At 66.4% G+C, this 16,782-nt stretch carries 16 protein-coding genes; 4 read left to right on the forward strand and 12 right to left on the reverse strand.

Going from position 1 to position 16,782, the window contains the following annotated elements; translation table 11 throughout:
- Nucleotides 1-126: 126 nt before the first annotated feature.
- Genes AAC050_RS05090 through AAC050_RS05115 form a run of 6 tightly spaced genes read right to left on the reverse strand, consistent with a single transcriptional unit; the run spans nt 127 to nt 3,527 of the window.
- The gene (locus AAC050_RS05090) at nt 127-306 is read right to left on the reverse strand and encodes a Flp family type IVb pilin (RefSeq protein ID WP_339913981.1); all 180 of its coding nucleotides are present in this window, start codon (nt 304-306) and stop codon (nt 127-129) included.
- Between the two features lie 24 nt (nt 307-330).
- The gene (locus tag AAC050_RS05095) at nt 331-738 is read right to left on the reverse strand and encodes a (deoxy)nucleoside triphosphate pyrophosphohydrolase (RefSeq protein ID WP_339913982.1); all 408 of its coding nucleotides are present in this window, start codon (nt 736-738) and stop codon (nt 331-333) included.
- Nucleotides 735-1,004 (reverse strand): type II toxin-antitoxin system RelE/ParE family toxin, encoded by a 270-nt coding sequence (locus tag AAC050_RS05100; protein WP_339913983.1) that lies wholly within the window; start codon nt 1,002-1,004, stop codon nt 735-737. Before AAC050_RS05100 ends, AAC050_RS05095 begins: the two co-directional genes overlap by 4 nt.
- On the reverse strand, nt 1,001-1,234 hold the full coding sequence (locus AAC050_RS05105; RefSeq protein WP_339913984.1) for a hypothetical protein: 234 nt from the start codon (nt 1,232-1,234) through the stop codon (nt 1,001-1,003). The genes AAC050_RS05100 and AAC050_RS05105 overlap by 4 nt, the downstream gene beginning before the upstream one ends.
- Before the next feature lie 17 nt (nt 1,235-1,251).
- The gene (argJ, locus tag AAC050_RS05110; protein WP_339913985.1) at nt 1,252-2,637 is read right to left on the reverse strand and encodes a bifunctional glutamate N-acetyltransferase/amino-acid acetyltransferase ArgJ; all 1,386 of its coding nucleotides are present in this window, start codon (nt 2,635-2,637) and stop codon (nt 1,252-1,254) included.
- Nucleotides 2,634-3,527, reverse strand: a complete 894-nt coding sequence (locus tag AAC050_RS05115; protein WP_339914138.1) for a peptidylprolyl isomerase — start codon at nt 3,525-3,527, stop codon at nt 2,634-2,636. The genes argJ and AAC050_RS05115 overlap by 4 nt, the downstream gene beginning before the upstream one ends.
- A gap of 291 nt (nt 3,528-3,818) precedes the next feature.
- Here AAC050_RS05115 and secA point away from each other — a divergent pair, with 291 nt between their 5' ends.
- Both secA and AAC050_RS05125 read left to right on the forward strand, forming a co-directional pair.
- Nucleotides 3,819-6,671, forward strand: coding sequence for a preprotein translocase subunit SecA (secA, locus tag AAC050_RS05120; protein WP_339913986.1), 2,853 nt, complete (start codon nt 3,819-3,821; stop codon nt 6,669-6,671).
- Between the two features lie 36 nt (nt 6,672-6,707).
- The gene (locus AAC050_RS05125; RefSeq protein WP_339913987.1) at nt 6,708-7,871 is read left to right on the forward strand and encodes an aminotransferase class V-fold PLP-dependent enzyme; all 1,164 of its coding nucleotides are present in this window, start codon (nt 6,708-6,710) and stop codon (nt 7,869-7,871) included.
- A gap of 36 nt (nt 7,872-7,907) precedes the next feature.
- Here the strand turns inward: AAC050_RS05125 and AAC050_RS05130 are convergent, their stop codons facing one another.
- The 4 genes from AAC050_RS05130 to AAC050_RS05145 all read right to left on the reverse strand — a co-directional run bounded on the left by AAC050_RS05130 (nt 7,908) and on the right by AAC050_RS05145 (nt 11,961).
- Entirely contained in the window at nt 7,908-8,777 is an 870-nt protein-coding gene (locus AAC050_RS05130; protein ID WP_339913988.1) for a hypothetical protein, read from the reverse strand.
- Nucleotides 8,778-8,876: 99 nt separating this feature from the next.
- Nucleotides 8,877-10,379 (reverse strand): CoA-acylating methylmalonate-semialdehyde dehydrogenase, encoded by a 1,503-nt coding sequence (locus AAC050_RS05135; protein WP_339913989.1) that lies wholly within the window; start codon nt 10,377-10,379, stop codon nt 8,877-8,879.
- 153 nt (nt 10,380-10,532) lie between these two features.
- On the reverse strand, nt 10,533-11,423 hold the full coding sequence (locus tag AAC050_RS05140; protein ID WP_339913990.1) for an alpha/beta hydrolase: 891 nt from the start codon (nt 11,421-11,423) through the stop codon (nt 10,533-10,535).
- Nucleotides 11,424-11,460: 37 nt separating this feature from the next.
- Nucleotides 11,461-11,961: a Fur family transcriptional regulator gene (locus AAC050_RS05145; RefSeq protein ID WP_339913991.1), complete on the reverse strand. Its 501-nt coding sequence runs from the start codon at nt 11,959-11,961 to the stop codon at nt 11,461-11,463.
- A 103-nt stretch (nt 11,962-12,064) separates the two neighbouring features.
- On the opposite strand from AAC050_RS05145, the gene AAC050_RS05150 reads away from it, so the two are divergent.
- Together AAC050_RS05150 and AAC050_RS05155 are read left to right on the forward strand one after the other, a co-directional pair.
- Nucleotides 12,065-14,077 carry a TonB-dependent receptor gene (locus AAC050_RS05150; RefSeq protein WP_339913992.1) on the forward strand — a complete coding sequence of 671 codons (2,013 nt, stop codon included), beginning with the start codon at nt 12,065-12,067 and terminating at the stop codon, nt 14,075-14,077.
- Between the two features lie 158 nt (nt 14,078-14,235).
- On the forward strand, nt 14,236-15,030 hold the full coding sequence (locus AAC050_RS05155; protein ID WP_339913993.1) for a SapC family protein: 795 nt from the start codon (nt 14,236-14,238) through the stop codon (nt 15,028-15,030).
- 102 nt (nt 15,031-15,132) lie between these two features.
- Here AAC050_RS05155 and AAC050_RS05160 read toward each other — a convergent pair whose 3' ends face one another.
- Both AAC050_RS05160 and AAC050_RS05165 read right to left on the reverse strand, forming a co-directional pair.
- Nucleotides 15,133-15,540 carry an acyl dehydratase gene (locus AAC050_RS05160; RefSeq protein ID WP_339913994.1) on the reverse strand — a complete coding sequence of 136 codons (408 nt, stop codon included), beginning with the start codon at nt 15,538-15,540 and terminating at the stop codon, nt 15,133-15,135.
- A gap of 14 nt (nt 15,541-15,554) precedes the next feature.
- A complete protein-coding gene (locus AAC050_RS05165; protein WP_339913995.1) occupies nt 15,555-16,577 on the reverse strand; it encodes an NADP-dependent oxidoreductase in 1,023 nt (340 codons plus the stop codon).
- Nucleotides 16,578-16,782 lie beyond the last annotated feature (205 nt).

Consider the following 16,782-nt stretch of genomic DNA (forward strand, 5'->3'; position numbering starts at 1 on the left):
TGAGGCTCCACAACTAGAGCGAAATCGGTTGAGTTGGACGCAGTCCAACTCGGCTTAGATTTCGCTCCAGTTTGAATCTGGACCATTTTCTGGATTCAGGTCGAATCGACCTGAAACAAAAATGGTCTAGCCGCCCATCGCGCCGCGGACGGCGTTCATGGCCCCGTTGAACAGGCCGCTGGTGGTGTTGCCGAAGGCGGTCAGGGCACCGAGAAAGACCAGAAACATCAGCGAGATGATCAGGCCGTACTCGAGCGAGGCCGCACCGCGATCATCGTGGTGGAAGCGGGAGGTGAAACGTCGCATCAGCCCCTCCATCGACGGGCGGTTTCAGAGCAGGTCGCGCAACCAGGCGACCAGGGGTTCGTCGGCCGGGGGCATGGGATAGTCCGACAGCTGGTTCGGCCGCACCCATTTCAGCGCCGCATGCTCGCGGTTCTGCACCACCCCTGACCAGCGGCGGCACAGATACAGTGGCATCAGAAGGTGAAAGGTTTCGTAAGCGTGACTGGCGAAGACGAACGGGGCCAGACAGGCTTCGTTGACATCGATGCCCAGTTCCTCATCCAGCTCACGGATCAGGGCCGCCTCGGGCCGCTCGCCCGGTTCGACCTTGCCGCCCGGAAACTCCCACAGACCGGCCAGCTGCTTGCCCTCGGGCCGCTGGGCGATCAGCACCCGGCCGTCGGCATCAATCAGGGCCACGGCGACGACGAGAACGGTGGGAAGGGTGGTCATAACTGGCCCAGATACTGGATACGGCCCACAATCACTGCTGAAGATGAGACCCGGTAGATCACCCGGACTTTTCGGTCGAAGGTGATGCGAAAGATGCGACCGTTGTTCGACCTTCCCATGCCGGGAAAATCCGCCAAGGGCTCGCACTGCCGACGGATATCCTCAATGAAGGCGAACCCCGCCCGCGGCGAGTCTTCCGCGATCAGATTATAGATGGCTTGAAGGTTTTCTTCCGCAGTCGGGAGAAATATCAGCCGCAAAGTCACCGGGCGTCGCGTCTCATACGGGCCTCATGGTGATCCCGGAGTCGCTGCCCCAGTTCGTCAGAGGTGAGGCGTGGCCGCGGATCGGCTTCCGCGCGCGCCATCGACGATTCAAGCCATTCCAGCGCATCCGGCGACGGGGTTTCGCTATCGAGATCAGCGTTCAGCTCAGCACTGACGAAGGGCGAGACTTCGTTGGCATACCGATTCAAGGCTTTCGGCTTGGCGCTCATCTTCAACCCTACCACAATCAGCTGCGATAATCGCCGTTGATCTCGATGTAGCCCTTGGTCAGATCGCAGGTCCAGACCGTGGCCGAGGCGCGGCCGGATCCGACCTCGACGGTGATGTCGATCTCGGCGTTCTTCATATAGGCGCTCATCGCCGCCTCGTCGTAGTTGGGCGACGGGGCTCCGTCGACGGCGGCGACATGGGGCCCGAAACGGATGGCCAGATGGTCGCGATCGACCGGCTCCTCGGTCTTGCCGACGGCCATGACCACCCGGCCCCAGTTGGCGTCCTCGCCGGCGATGGCGGTCTTGACCAGGGGGCTGTCGGCGATCGACTTGGCCAGCTTGCGGGCCGAGGCGGGCGAGGCTGCGCCCTCGACGGTGATCTTGACGAATTTCGAGGCCCCCTCGCCGTCACGCACCAGCTGGTGGGCCAGATCGAGCATGACCCGGTCCAGGGCCGCGCCGAAGCCCTTCAGGCGACGGTCACCGACCCGGCCGATGCGCGGCGCGGACGAGGTGCCGGTGGCGAACAGCAGGCAGGTGTCATTGGTCGAGGTATCGCCGTCGACGGTGACGCTGTTGAAGGTGGTGCGCACATGCAGGCCCAGCAGGGCCCGCAGTACCGGCGGGGCGATGGCCGCGTCGGTGACAATGAAGCCCAGCATGGTGGCCATGTCCGGAGCGATCATGCCCGAGCCCTTGGCGATGCCGGCGATCCGCACCCTGTGGCCCTCAATCTCGCACTCGGCGAACGACCCCTTGGGGAAGGTGTCGGTGGTCATGATGCCGCGGGCGGCCCGCTCCCAGGCGTCGGGCTCGAGCGTCTCCTCGATCTGGTGCAGCCGGGCATTGATCTTGCGGTCGTCCAGCACCACCCCGATGACCCCGGTCGAGGCCAGCATCACGTCCCTCTGGCGGCAGGCGAAGCGTTTGGCGACCTCCGAGGCGGTGCGACGGGCGGCGTCGGCTCCGGCCTTGCCGGTGAAGGCATTGGCGCAGCCGGCATTGATCACCAGGGCGCGCACATCCTCGCCGCCGCCCTGGGCCCCGAGCTGGCGCTTGCACCAGTCGACCGGGGCCGAGCCGATCTTGTGGCGGGTGAAGACCCCGGCACAGGTGGTGCCCCCGGCGAACCGGAACACCACCAGATCGTCGCGCTCATGCTTGTAGAAGCCGGCCCGGGCCGTGGCGATCTCGACTCCGCCGATGGGCGGGATGACCGGGAACGGCACGGCCAGGGGCGAAATCGCCAGTCCGGGCTTGCCCGGGGCCACCGGCGCGGCGTCGGCCGGAACGCGGGAGGCGCGCTTCAGCGCGGACGAGAACGGGTCCAGCGCCTTTTCGATGGCCGTTTCGATCTTCTGGCCCGCACCCGAACGCGGGGTCTTCGGCGCGCGACTCATGATTTGGTCGCAACCCGGGCCGTGGCGGCGACGGGGGCCGGCGTCACAGCGTCGGCCGGCTCTTCTTCCGGGCGGGCCGAGTCGGCCGGCAACAGGTTTTCGACCTTCGCCTTGCCACGCAGTTGTTCCAGCAGTTGACGCACCCCTTCATAGGTCAGGTAGCGAACGATCTGGGGGCGGGCCTGATCGAGCGTCGGCGGGCTTTCCTTGCGACGGTCCTCGACCCGCAGCACGGCCCAGCCGCCCTCGGTCTGGAACGGACCGACGGTCGAGCCGGCGGGCTTGTCCCTGAGCGCATCGGCATAGGCCTGGGGCATGACATCCAGGGTCGAATAGCCGAGGTCACCGCCGGAGAACCGGGTGGCGTCATCGGCCGAGCGTTCCATGGCCACAGCCTCGAAGGAGGAGCCCTGGGCCAGAATGCCGATGACGGCGTCCGCTTCCTCGCGGGTTCGCGACAGGATCAGACGCACGCGGATTTCTTCCGAGGTGCGGGCGAGACGCAGCTGCTCCTGATAGAGGGCCTGCACCTTCTGATCGGAAATCTGGCCGTTAACGACGTTCTCGACCAGCATGTCGCCGAGGATGCGTTCGCGGGTCGCCTCCAGCCGGCGCTGGGCCAGGGTAGAATTGTGCAGTCCCCGACGCTGGGCCTCGCGGGCCAGAAGTTTCTGGTCGATGACCTCGTCCAGCACCCGGCGGAACAGGCCGGAGGTGACGTCGAGCGGCTCGCCCTCACCCACCAGCCCCTGGGCCACGGCCTCGCGTTTGACGTCAGAGGCCCAGATGGTGCTGTCCTGGACCCGGGCCACCACGCGATCACCGGGCTGGGGCGGACGTTCCTCGCCGCCGCCGCCGGAACAGCCGGCAAAGGCCAGGGCGGTGACCATCAGGGCGGAGATCATAAACATTCGCGAAAGGGGCATTGGGCCGCTCCGTCCTGCTGTTGCGGGGCGAATCCAGTATGGGCCTAAAGCCCCTCGCGTTGACAGGGATAAGGTCGGTGCTTAAGTCCCGCCTGCGCCCAAGTCGAGGGGTTTTCGACCGTTGTGCTGACTTCACGCGTGCCCCCGGGGGTGCCGGGGTCGCCGTCGGATCGGGCCTCTCTCGCGGTGCCTACCGCCGCCCCTTCTCGGGTCCTGTTCAGAGCCTTCAGACGCTCGACCGCCTTCGGATCGCCCATGCTCGGCTTCGCCAAGAAAATTTTCGGCTCTTCCAACGACCGCAAGGTCAAGGATTTCATGACGCGCGTTCAGCGCATCAACACCCTGGAAGACAAGTTCGCCGCCCTCAGCGATGACGAACTGCGGATGATGACCCAGGCCTTCCGCGACCGGATCGCCGCGGGCGAGACCCTGGACAAGATCATGAACGAGGCCTTCGCTGTCTCTCGCGAGGCGTCGAAACGGGTCCTGGGCCAGCGTCAGTACGACGTCCAGCTGGCCGGCGGCATGATCCTGCACGAAGGCGGAATCGCCGAGATGCGCACCGGCGAGGGCAAGACCCTGGTCGCCGTCGCCCCCGTCTATCTGAATGCGCTCGCGGGCAAGGGCGTCCACGTCATCACCGTCAATGACTATCTGGCCAGGCGCGACGCCGAATGGATGGGCCGGGTCTATCGCTTCCTGGGCATGGAGGTCGGGGTCATCGTCAACGGCCTGAGCCAGGGCCAGCGGCAGTCGTCCTATAATGCTGACATCACCTACGGCACCAACAACGAATTCGGTTTCGACTATCTGCGCGACAACCTGGTCTACGACCGGCGCGAAATGGTCCAGCGGCCGCATAATTTCGCCATCGTCGACGAGGTCGACTCGATCCTGATCGATGAGGCGCGCACACCGCTGATCATCTCGGGGCCGACCGAGGACCGGTCCGACCTCTACAAAATCGTCGACGCCATCATCAAGGAGCTGATCAAGGACGAGACCACCTTCGATCTCGACGAGAAGCAGCGCCAGGCGCTGCTGACCGAGGAGGGCTCGGAGAAGATCGAGGAGATCATGGAGGCCGCCGGTCATTTCGCCGAAGGCACCACCGGCATGTACGACGCCCCCAACGTCACCCTGGTGCACCACATCAACCAGGCGCTGCGGGCCAACACCCTGTACCAGAAGGACAAGGACTATATCGTCAAGGCCGGCGAGGTCGTGCTGATCGACGAATTCACCGGCCGGATGATGACCGGACGCCGGCTGTCGGAAGGCCTGCACCAGGCCATCGAGGCCAAGGAAGACGTCAAGATCCAGCCCGAGAACCAGACCCTGGCCTCGGTCACCATCCAGAACTATTTCCGCCTCTACACCAAGCTGTCCGGCATGACCGGCACGGCCGCGACCGAGGCCCAGGAATTCCTCGACATCTACAAGATGGACGTGCTCGAGGTGCCGACCAACCGGCCGGTCCTGCGCATCGACCATGACGACGAGGTCTACCGGACCTATGCCGAGAAGAACCAGGCGATCGCCCACCAGATCGCCGAATGCCATGTGAAGGGTCAGCCGATCCTGGTCGGCACGGTGTCGATCGAGAAGTCCGAGCAGCTCTCGGAAATGCTGAACACCTACGATTACAAGGTCGAGATCTCGCGCACGCCCAAGGCTGAATACGCCGGGCGCGAAAAGGAAGCCGCCAAGATCGGCGACGAGGCCTTCGACATCCAGTACGCCACCGGCAAGGGCATTCCGCACAATGTGCTGAACGCCCGCCAGCACGAACAGGAAGCCTTTATCGTCGCCGACGCGGGCCTGCCCGGGGCGGTGACCATCGCCACCAACATGGCCGGCCGCGGCACCGACATCCAGCTGGGCGGCAACCTCGAGATGCGTCTCGAGAAATGGCGTCTGGACCAGCGCAATATGGCCGTCGAGATCACGCCCGAGGCGGAGGCCGCCGAAGAGACGCGCCTGAAGGCCGACATCGCCGTGCACAAACAGACGGCGCTGGCCGCCGGCGGCCTGTTCGTTCTGGGCACCGAGCGCCACGAGAGCCGCCGTATCGACAATCAGCTGCGTGGCCGGACCGGCCGTCAGGGCGACCCCGGCACCTCGCGTTTCTACCTGTCCTGCGAGGACGATCTGCTGCGCATCTTCGCCGGTGACCGGCTGGATTCCATCATGCGCAGCTTCGGCGTGGCCGAGGGCGAGGCGATCAGCCACCCGTGGCTGAACCGCGCCGTCGAGACCGCCCAGAAGCGGGTCGAGACCCGCAACTACGACATCCGTAAAAACCTGCTGAAGTACGATGACGTCGTCAACGACCAGCGCAAGGCAGTGTTCGAACAGCGCCAGGAGTTCATGGACTCCACCGACCTGTCGGAACTGGTCGGCGAATTCCGTCAGGATGTGGTGACCGATCTGGTCGACCGTTACCTGCCGCCCAAGGCCTATGCCGAACAATGGGATATCGACAGCCTCGACGAGAAGGTCCGCTCGACCCTCGGTCTCGAACTGCCGCTGCACGACTGGGCCGCCGAGGAAGGCGTTTCCAACGAGGAGTTCGAGGAGCGCCTGCAGGCCGCCGCCGAAGCCCGTGCCGCCGAGCGGCTGGAGCAGATCGGGGCCGACCAGACCCGGGGACTGGAGAAGCAGTTCCTGATGCAGATGATCGACATGTCGTGGCGCGAGCACCTGGTCCATCTGGACCATCTGCGCGGCATCATCGGCCTGCGCGGCTACGGCCAGCGCGATCCGCTGAATGAGTACAAGACCGAGGCCTTCAACCTGTTCGAGACCCTGCTGACCGACCTGCGCCACAATGTGACGCGCTGGCTGATGACGGTCGAGTTCCGCTTCGAACGGCCGCCGGAAATGGAAATGCCGGAATTCCAGGAAATCCACCTGAACCCCGGTACCGGCGAGAACGAGATGGGCAACCCCAACGCCCAGCTGCCGGAAGGCCGGCTGGACGGCGACGACCGGTCGCGGATGCCGGTCGAGATGCTGCCCGCCGGATGGGAACGCACCAGCCGCAATGCCGACTGCCCCTGCGGCTCGGGTCGCAAATTCAAACACTGCCACGGAGCCCTTATCTAGGGCATCCGACGACCCCAGCCGTCGCGGGAGACGACCTTGAGCCACAAGCCCCTGTTCTCACGCGCCCTTGCCCTTGACCCGGAGCGGCTGCATTTCGCCGCCCACAGCCACCATCTGTGGCCCGACGCCTCGTTCGACGGCCATGTCCAGGCCTGGATCGAGGCGAACCGGTTCGCCGACCGCAAATGGGACCCGATCTTCGAAAAGGTCGTGCCCGAGGCCCAGCGGCATGTGGCCGCCGAGCTGAACCTGCCGTCGCCCGACACGGTGGTGTTCGCGCCCAATACCCACGACTTCCTGCTGCGCATCTTCTCCGGTCTGGCGCGCAAGCCCGCCCGCATCCTGTCGACGGACGGCGAATTCCATTCATTGCGACGTCAGGCCGAGCGCTGGGAAGAGGCCGGAGACGCCGTCGTGACGCGGGTGCCGCTGGCCCCGTTCGACACCTTCGACGCGCGCTTCCTCGAGACGGCGCGGACCGGGCAGTTCGACCTGATCGTGATCAGCCAGATCTTCTTCAAGACCGGACAGGTGTTCGGCGGGATCGCCGGGCTGGCGGCCCTGGCCGACCCGGCGGGACCGTGGGTCGTCGTCGACGGCTATCACGGCTTCATGGCGACCCCGACCGATCTGTCGGCGGTGGCGGACAGGGTCTTCTACGTCACCGGCGGCTACAAATACGCGATGTCCGGCGAGGGGGTCGGAATCCTGCATGCGCCGGACGGCTTCTGCGAACGACCGGTCGCGACCGGCTGGTTCGCCGAGTTCGGCAATCTGATGGGACCGCCCGAAGGTGTGCAGTATCGCAGCGACGCGGGCCGGTTCTGGGGCGCGACCTTCGACGCCACGCCGCTGTACCGGTTCAACGGCGTGCGCCGCATGCTGGACGGAGCCGGACTGAACACCGGCGTCATCGCCGACCACGCCCGCGACCTGATGCAGCGGTTTCAGCAGGCCGTTATGCGCGGTGAAGCCGGCCCCCTGGACCAGGCCGAACTGATCAATCCGCTGACCAATGATCCGGGCCGGGCCCGCTTCCTGGCCTTCCGCCACCCCGAGGCCCAGGCCTGGCGGGCGCGGCTGGTGGCGGCCAATGTCATCACCGATGTGCGCGACGACACCATCCGCTTCGGCTTCGGCCTCTATCAGGATGCCGAAGACGTCGACCGGCTGATCGCGGCCTGCAAACAGGCGCTCTGAAACCGCTGGCGACCCTTTTCGGGCCGACCGCCCCCGTCAGAAGAAGGTGGCGTCTTCCTGCTGCTTCGCCTTGGGCGGAGGACGCGGCGTCGTGCGGGTCGCCGGCCGGGGCGGCGTCCCAGCCGGGTTCGCGGCATCAGCGGGGGGTGTATCGGTCGGCAGCGGCGGCAGGGCCGGATAGGGCAGGCTCTGGGCCGCGCCGTCACCTGCTTCGGGGGGCACCGCCCCGCCGTCTGCTGTCGGAGCCGCCAGGGTCACCCGGTCCGGCGCATCGAGATCGTCGCGAATGAAGGCCCAGGACCGGGCGTCATCGCAGGCACAGGCCTTCATGAAGCCCTCGCGATCACGCCAGACGACCAGCGGATAGCGGGTCTTCAGGCCCGACGATCTGAGGGCTGCCGACAGATGGGTGGCGAAGGCCCGTCCGGCCTCGACCACGGCCGCGCGGGCCAGGTTGCCGTCCGCGACGGGAATACCGGCCGCGCTCCAGGCATCGGCGGGGGTCGCGGTCCAGCGCTGGTACAAGGTCCAGTCCCGGGTCAGCCACAGCTCGGCCACGGTGGCGCGTTCGCTGGCGGTGGACTGGGCCAGCCCCTCGAGATCCGGCCGGGCAAAGACGATGGAACGAACCTCGACACCCGCGGCGCGCAGCTTGGGCGCTTCTTCGTGCTCATAGCGCTGCATCGCCGCCGAGGCGCGATAGCCGATGATGTAGAGCGGCTCGCCGCCGCTGCCGTCGGACACCCATGAGGCCTCATCCAGCAGGCGCTGGATCTCGGCCTGGCGGGTGGTGATCACCACCGGCTGGAAGCGGGCGTAGTAGTTCCAGTAGGCCCAATAGCCACCGCCGGCGAGGATCAGGCCGATCAGGGCCGCCAGGGCCGACCAGATGAAAAAACGACGCATACGAGGAGCACTCCAGCTTCACGGTTCAGTCCGGCCAAGCTCTACCACCGAATGAGCCGCCGCCGAACCCCGGGGGGTGATCCCCCCGGGTTCAGACCCTCACCCCATGGTCGGGATGACGAAGCTGGAGTCGGTGTGCTCCAGCTCGCTGTCGGGCCAGCGGGCGGTGATGGTCTTGACCTTGGTCCAGAATTTCACCCCTTCGACCCCGTGCTGGTTGGTGTCGCCGAAGGCCGAGCGCTTCCAGCCACCGAAGGTGTGATAGGCGACCGGCACCGGGATCGGCACATTGATACCGACCATGCCGACATTGACCCGGCTGGCGAAGTCGCGGGCGGCGCGGCCGTTCTGGGTGAAGATGGCGACGCCATTGCCGTACTGGTGCTTCGACGGCAGGCTCAGCGCCTCCTCGAAGCTGGCAGCGCGGACGATCTGCAGCACCGGGCCGAAGATCTCTTCCTGATAGGCGCTCATGTCGGGCGTGACGTGGTCGAATAGCGACGGGCCGATGAAGAAGCCCTTCTCGTGGCCCTGCAGGCTGAAGTCACGACCGTCGACGACCAGTTCGGCCCCTTCCTTGACGCCGGTGGCGATCCAGTTGGCGATGCGGTCGCGATGCTGGGCCGAGACCACCGGGCCGTAGTGGGCCCCGTCGTCGGTGGAGACGCCGACGCGCATGGTCGGGATTTCGGCGACCATCCGCTCACGCAGTTCGTCGGCGGTCTTCTTGCCGACCGGCACCACCACCGGCAGGGCCATGCAGCGTTCGCCGGCCGAGCCGAAGGCGGCGCCGGACAGGTCCTTGATGACCTGATCCATGTCGGCGTCGGGCAGGACGATGCCGTGGTTCTTGGCCCCGCCCATGGCCTGGACCCGCTTATGGTTGGCGGCCCCGGTCTGGTAGACATAGTGGGCGATGTCGGACGAACCGACGAAGCTGACGGCATGAACCAGCGGATGGGTCAGGATGGCGTCGACCGCGACCTTGTCGCCATGGACGACGTTCAGCACACCCTTGGGAGCGCCGGCCTCCATCATCAGTTCGGCCAGACGCAGCGGTACGGACGGGTCCCGCTCGCTGGGCTTGAGGATGAAGGTGTTGCCGACAGCGATGGCCACGCCGAACATCCACATCGGGATCATGGCCGGGAAGTTGAACGGGGTGATGCCGGCGACCACGCCGAGCGGCTGGCGCATCGAATAGACGTCGATGCCGGGGCCGGCCCCGTGGGTGTATTCGCCCTTCAGCACATGCGGGATGCCGCAAGCGAACTCGATAACCTCGAGACCGCGCTGCACGTCTCCCTTGGAGTCGGCGACGACCTTGCCATGCTCGGCCGAGAGCATCTCGGCCAGCTCCTGCATATTGGCCTCGACCAGACGTTTGAACTCGAACATCACCCGGGCGCGGCGCTGGGGGTTGGTCGAGGACCAGCCCTCGAAGGCCGTCTGGGCGGCCTGAACCGCCTTGTCCATCTCGGCGACGGTGGCCAGCTGCACCCGGGCCTGAACCTCACCGGTGTTCGGATTGAACACATCGCCGAAGCGACCCGAGGCCCCCGTGAAGGACGCACCGTCGATGAAATGGTTGATGTCGCGCATGGTGAAGCGTTTCCCTGAAGGCGTTGCGAGCTCGATTGAGGCGCGGTTTAGCGCCCGGCGGCGGCGGACGCCAGCCTAGAGCCTGATCGGCATCGGCATAAATCCGGAGCGAAACCCGGACCCGAACGCGATCGTGTCCGGGTCAATTTCGCTCTAGACGGCCGCCTCGAACAGGGCGTCGCGAGCGATGTCGGCCCGCAGCATGGGGAAAAAATGGGTGCCGCCGTCCACGATTCCGACCGTGACCTGCGGCAATCCGCGTGGTTTTTCGGTCAGATGGCAGGTCGATCCGCTCCCGGCCCTGAGGATCAGGGCCGGGCAATCGAGCCGTTTCATCGCCTGCCACGGGTCATGGCCCTGGGCCCCGTAGTTGGACGCCTCCCAGTCCGGTGCGCAGGTCAGGGTGAAGCCGTCGTCCGACTCCACCAGGCCGTCGGCCAGATAGTCGGCCAGCATCATTTCGGGCCAGCCCCGGAAAGCTCCGCGACCACTGTAGGCGGCCATGGCCTGTTCGCGACTGTCGAAGACGGCGCGGCGTTTCAGCGCATTCCTGACCATGGGGATACGCGCGGCGAGCCGGTTCAGCAGGGGCAGGTGGAAGGCGGCCACAGCCCAGCGACTCCAGATCACAGGATCGAACAGGACGAGTTTCGATACACGCCCGGGGCGTTCCGCGGCGGCGAGCAGGGCGCTGGTCGCGCCCATCGAATGGCCGGACAACACCACCGGCGGTCCGTCGATGGCATCAAGCAGGGCGATCAGGTCATCGCGATGATCGGCCCAGCCCCGGCGCCCCAGGGGATCAGCCGGCAGGGTGGTCGCGCCATGTCCGCGCAGGTCCGGCACCCAGATCCGCAGGGACCCGGACAACGGAGCCAGCAGGGCGCGATAGGTCATGGCGTTGAAGCCGTTGGCATGGACGAAAACCATATCCACCGGCCGCTTGGGATCGCCGAAATCGAGCACGGCCATCTGCCCCTCGCCCCAGCGATTGGCGATCGGCACGGTCAGACGACGGGGCGGGGAGAGCCGGATGGCATCCATGGGCGTTAATTAGGGTCTCGCCGGGCCTTGCGCCAGCTCACCCGGGAGCAATCTTACCGGCGTCCCGGCAGGCGGGGCAAAGCCCGTGTGCCTCGATGGTGGTGCGCTCGATGGCATAGCCGGCGTCCGCGGCGGCCCGCGCCAGACCGTCGGCCGCGCCGGGTGTGACCTCCCGGGTGGCCCCGCAGCAGTCACAGATCAGAAAGGCCGCGGCATGGGCCTTGTCACCGCCGCTGCAGGCAACATAGGCGCTGATCGAAGCGATGCGGTGGGCCAGTCCCCGGCGTTCGAGAAACTCGAGCGCCCGGTAGACGGTCGGGGGCTTGGCCGGCTGACCGTCCTCACCGAAACCGGCGATCAGGTCATAGGCCTTCATCGGCTCCCCGGCGGCCAGCAACAATTCCAGCACGCGCCGGCGAGGGGGCGTCATCCGCTCACCGTCGGTCCGGCAGCGGGCCTCGGCCGTGGTCACGGCGGTGCGGACGGCCGCAGCGCTCCGCCCGTGTGTCGCATGGTCATGATGGCAGGCGTCACCCATGTGCCACAGCTAGTCGGTCGTGCCCGGTCCCGCAACCGCCGGCGCTTGACCTGCCGTGATGTTATCTCATAACAGAAGGGTCCCCGTTGATCGTGAGCCGTCCATGCGCCAACCCCTGAATTTCCGAACCCTGTTGCTGACTGCCGTCGGCTGGGCCGCACTGGGCGGGGTCGCCATGGCCCAGACCCCGGCCCGGACTCCGCCCCAGCCCGCGCCGGTCACCCTTGAGGACGTGATCGTCACCGGTACCCCGTTCGGCGTCTCCGACCGCGCCAGCCTGCTGGCGGTCGAGGTGTTGGGCGAGGAGAAGCTGGCCGTGGCCCCGGCGGCGACCCTGGGCGATCTGGTCAACGGTCTGCCGGGCGTGCGCAGCTCCGGCTTTGCGCCGGGAGCCAGCCGACCGGTGATCCGGGGCCTGGCGGGTCCGCGGGTGCAGGTGTTGACCAACGGTCTCGGTCTGATCGACGCCAGCTCCGTGTCGCCGGACCATCAGGTCGCGGTCGACCCGGCCGAGGCCAGCCGTATCGAGATCGTGCGCGGCCCCTCGACGCTGGTATTCGGCGGTTCAGCCATCGGCGGGGTCGTCAACATCATCGATGAACGCGTGCCCACGACCCGGGCCGAGGACGGCCTCGACGGCCATCTGTCGACCCAGTATTCCAGCGTCGACGACGGACGCGGTGGCGGGGCCAGCCTGAAAACCAATATCGGCCCGCTGGTTTTCACCGTCGACGGTTACCGGCACCAGAGCGACGACTATACGATTCCGGGTCCGGCAATGTCGCAGCGGCTGGCCGACACCCTGGCCGTGCCGCGCACCGGCCCGTCGACCGTCTTCAACAGCGCCTCCGAGATCGAACAGGCCGGGGCGGGTCTGTCCTGGGTCGGCGACGCCGGCTATTTCGGCGGCTCGGTGAAGACCACCAGCTCGACCTACGGCACCGTCGCCGAACCCGATGTGACCATCCAGCTGGCGCAGACCCGTTACGACCTGCGCGGTGAGCACAACCTGGCCGGGCCCTGGTTCGACAAGGTCCGGATGGGGGCCGCCTACGCCGACTATACCCACACGGAATTCGAAGGTCCGGACGCGGGGACCATCTTCTATTCCAACGGCTACGAAGGCCGGCTGGAGCTGATCCAGCGACCGCGCAACGGCTGGCAGGGGGTGATCGGGGGTCAGTTACTGGACCGCGATTTCGACGCCACCGGCAATGAGGCCTATGTGCCCCGCACGACCACGCGCGAGCACGGCCTCTATACGGTGCAGCGCCTCGACCGCGAGACCTTCGGCGTCGAGGGCGGCATCCGCCTCGACCGCCATACGGTGGACAGCCCCACGATCAGCCGCGCCTTCGACAATGTCTCGGCGTCGGCGGGCCTGTTCCTGCGACCGTCGAAACCCCTGTTTCTGGGCCTGACCATCGCCCGTAACGCCCGCGCGCCCAGTGAGGTGGAGTTGTTCGCCGACGGCGCGCATGTCGCCACCGGAGCCTATGAGCGCGGCGACCCGACCTTTGACAGCGAGTTCGCCACCTCGATCGAGGGCACGGTCCATTTCACCTCCGGACCGGTCACCGCCGACCTGCATGTCTACAGGGCCCGCTACGATGGTTTCATCGACCTGCAGCCGACCGGCACCGACGATGTCACGTCCGGGCTACCCATATTCGCCTATGTCCAGACCGGTGCTGATTTCCGGGGCTTCGAGGGCGAGGTCAGCTATGATCTCTGGGCCGACGGCGACCGGACCCTGACCCTGGTCGGCGCGGCGGACATGGTGCGGGCCCAGACCGATTTCGGCCCCGCCGCCCGCATCCCGCCGTGGTCGGCCACAACCCGACTGGAATGGGCCTCGCGCCTGTTCGATGCGGGACTGGAGGTCCGTCATGTCGGCGCACAGGACCGCGTCTCGGACTTCGAACTGCCGACCGACCGCTACACACTGGTCAATCTGACCGGGGCGATCCGGCCCTTTGCTGACCGCAACGTCACCGTCTTCGGCGAGGTGCACAATCTCACCAACACCGAGGCCCGTGAACATGCCTCGTTCCTGAAAGACATCGCCCCCCTGCCCGGCCGCAATATCCGGGTCGGCATGACCTACCGCTTCTAGGCGGGGTCCAGAAGGGGAGCCGTATCCGGCCGCCGGGGGCCGGTCCCCGATCTCCCTTTACGGGTGCACGGATCACCGTGTGGGAGACGCGGTTTGCCGCCCGCACAGGTCTGGGCTAGAACCCCGCCTTCCTTCCATTCCGGGGCCTCATCGCGTCCATGACTGACACCACCTCAAATGAATCCGGCGGACTCGCCGGCAACGTACTGTTCTATGACAAGCCCGAGCCGCTGTCGGTCGAGGCCCACGGCAAGCTGGGCGTCAATCCCATCTCCCAGCCCTATGCCTTCGTGGGCAAGAGCCATGTCGTTCCGCTGACCGTGACCGAGTTCGCACCGGCGGCGCTGACCTATCCGGTGATCTTCGTCGGCGAAACGCGCCAGCCGGTCGCCGTCATGGGCCTGCGCCCTGCGGAAAACCTGTTCATCGAGGCCAACGGCGAATTCCGCGCCGAAGCCTATGTGCCGGCCTATGTCCGTCGCTATCCGTTCGTGTTCGCCAATGACGATGCCCAGAAGCGCATGATCCTGTGCATCGACCGCAGTGCGTCATTTGTCGCCGAAGGCGGCGAGGTGCCGCTGTTCGATGGTCAGGAGCCGAGCGCCTACACCAAGCAGGCGATGGAATTCTGCAACAATTTCGAACAGGAGCGGATGCGCACCGAGACCTTCATGGCCCTGTTGCAGGAGCTCGATCTGCTGGAAACGCGCGACGCCGTGTTCACGCCCCGCAATGCGGACGGCTCGGCCGGCGAACCGCAGAAGCTGGCCGAGTATTTCGCCGTGTCCGAAGAGAAGCTGAAAGGCCTGTCGGCCAAGAAGCTGGCCGAACTGCGCGACAATGGCGCACTGGGTCAGATCTACGCCCACCTGGTCTCGCTGCTGGGCTGGGACCGACTGATCGCCATGGCCTTCCAGCGCGCCGCCGCCACGCCGGTTGCCGCCAACGCCTGAAGACGAACGGGCCGGCCGCAGTCTGCGCGGGTCGGCCCCTGATCGACAGAACACCCCGTTCCGGTTCGCCGGGCGGGGTGTTTTCGTTGACCCCTCCGGCCGTCAGCGGCGGGCGAACAGGGCCCGGGTCAGGCAGGAGAAGACCAGTCGCCCGGCCTCGTCGAGCAGATCGTGCTGGGCGATGACGATGCCCTTGCCGTCTCCGACCGGGTCCTTGCCCATCACCGTCATTCGGCCGCGCATCAGTTCACCCGGTGGCGGATTGCGCATGAACCTCAGCCCGTCGACGGCCAGAACCTTGCTCTGGGCCCAGCCCGCCGACTTCTCGGCCGCGAGTCGACTCCACAACGCATAGATCATGGCGTCAGGTGCGCCATAGGCGACGTCCCATCCCGGCGCGAACCGGTCGACAAAGAGATCGAGCGCCGCCTCGTCCACGGCGCAGGCTCCGAGCGACACGACCTCGCCGACGTCGATATCCTCGAAATGGACGTGCAGCGGATCGCTCATCGGTCGCCCTCCCGTCAGCTGGCCGGCTCTTCGGAGACCCGCACCAGCAACTTGCCGTCATGATCGCCGGTGAACAGGCGGTTCAGGGAATCGAGCGCCCCTTCCAGACCGTCATCCACATGGACCTTCCACTTGATCGTCCCGTCGAGCAGCCAGGGGCCCATCTCCTCGACCATTTCACGGGCGCGCGGCACATAGTCCAGCACCAGGAACCCCTGCACATTCAGCCGGTGGGTGATGATGCGCGAGAAATTCGGCGAGGGCGGCGGCCGGGTGGCGTTATAGGCGGAAATCAGGCCGCAGACGGCCATCCGGGCATGAGGCTTCAGCCGGTTCCAGACCGCGACCATGATGTCGCCGCCGACATTCTCGAAATTGAGATCGATGCCGTCCGGCGCGTGACGGTCCAGCGCCTCGCCCACATCCTCGTTCTTGTAGTCGATGGCCGCGTCGAAACCGAGCTCCCCGGTCAGCCAGCGGCATTTGTCCGGGCCGCCGGCGATACCGATGACCCGGGCCCCGCGCTGTTTGGCGATCTGCCCGGCGATCGACCCGACCGCACCGGCCGCCGCCGAAATGACGAGGGTCTCGCCGGCCTGGACCTTGAGCACATCGGTCACACCGAAATAGGCGGTCATGCCGGTCATGCCGATGACCGACAGATTGGCGGTCAGGGGCAGGCCGGCGGCGCGGTGCACCTGACGCAGACCCTGTTCATGCACCGCGGCATAGTCGGCCCAGCCGCCCGAGACGGGGGTGACGATATCGCCGAGACGAAACCGGTTCGAGCGACTCTGTTCGACAACACCGAGGGTCAGGCCCCGCATCACCTCGCCCAGGCCCACCGGCGGCAGATAGCCCTCGGCGTCATTCATCCAGGTGCGGTTGGTCGGGTCCAGCGACAGGTAGATGGTACGGACCAGAACCTCATTCTCGCTGAGTCCGGGAATGGGTCCCTCCACCAGCTCGAGGTCACCCGGCTGGATCAGCCCACTGGGCCGCTGGCGCAATACCCATTGACGGTTCACCGGCGTCATAACAGTTCTCCCGGATCGCCCCTGAGGCACCCTTGCTCGAATCTTGTATTGTGGCGATGCGACCGCCTGTGTCGAGGGGGACCGTGCCGCCAGACCATTTTCACGTCGGGTTGAACCGGCCTGAGGTCAGGAAAAAGGGCGAACCCTTTCGGATTCGCCCAATGTCATCATTCTGACAGGAGGCGCGGAGGCGACCGGCGGATTT

Origin of the sequence: uncultured Brevundimonas sp. (assembly GCF_963974615.1) — a bacterium.
Classification (GTDB): domain Bacteria; phylum Pseudomonadota; class Alphaproteobacteria; order Caulobacterales; family Caulobacteraceae; genus Brevundimonas.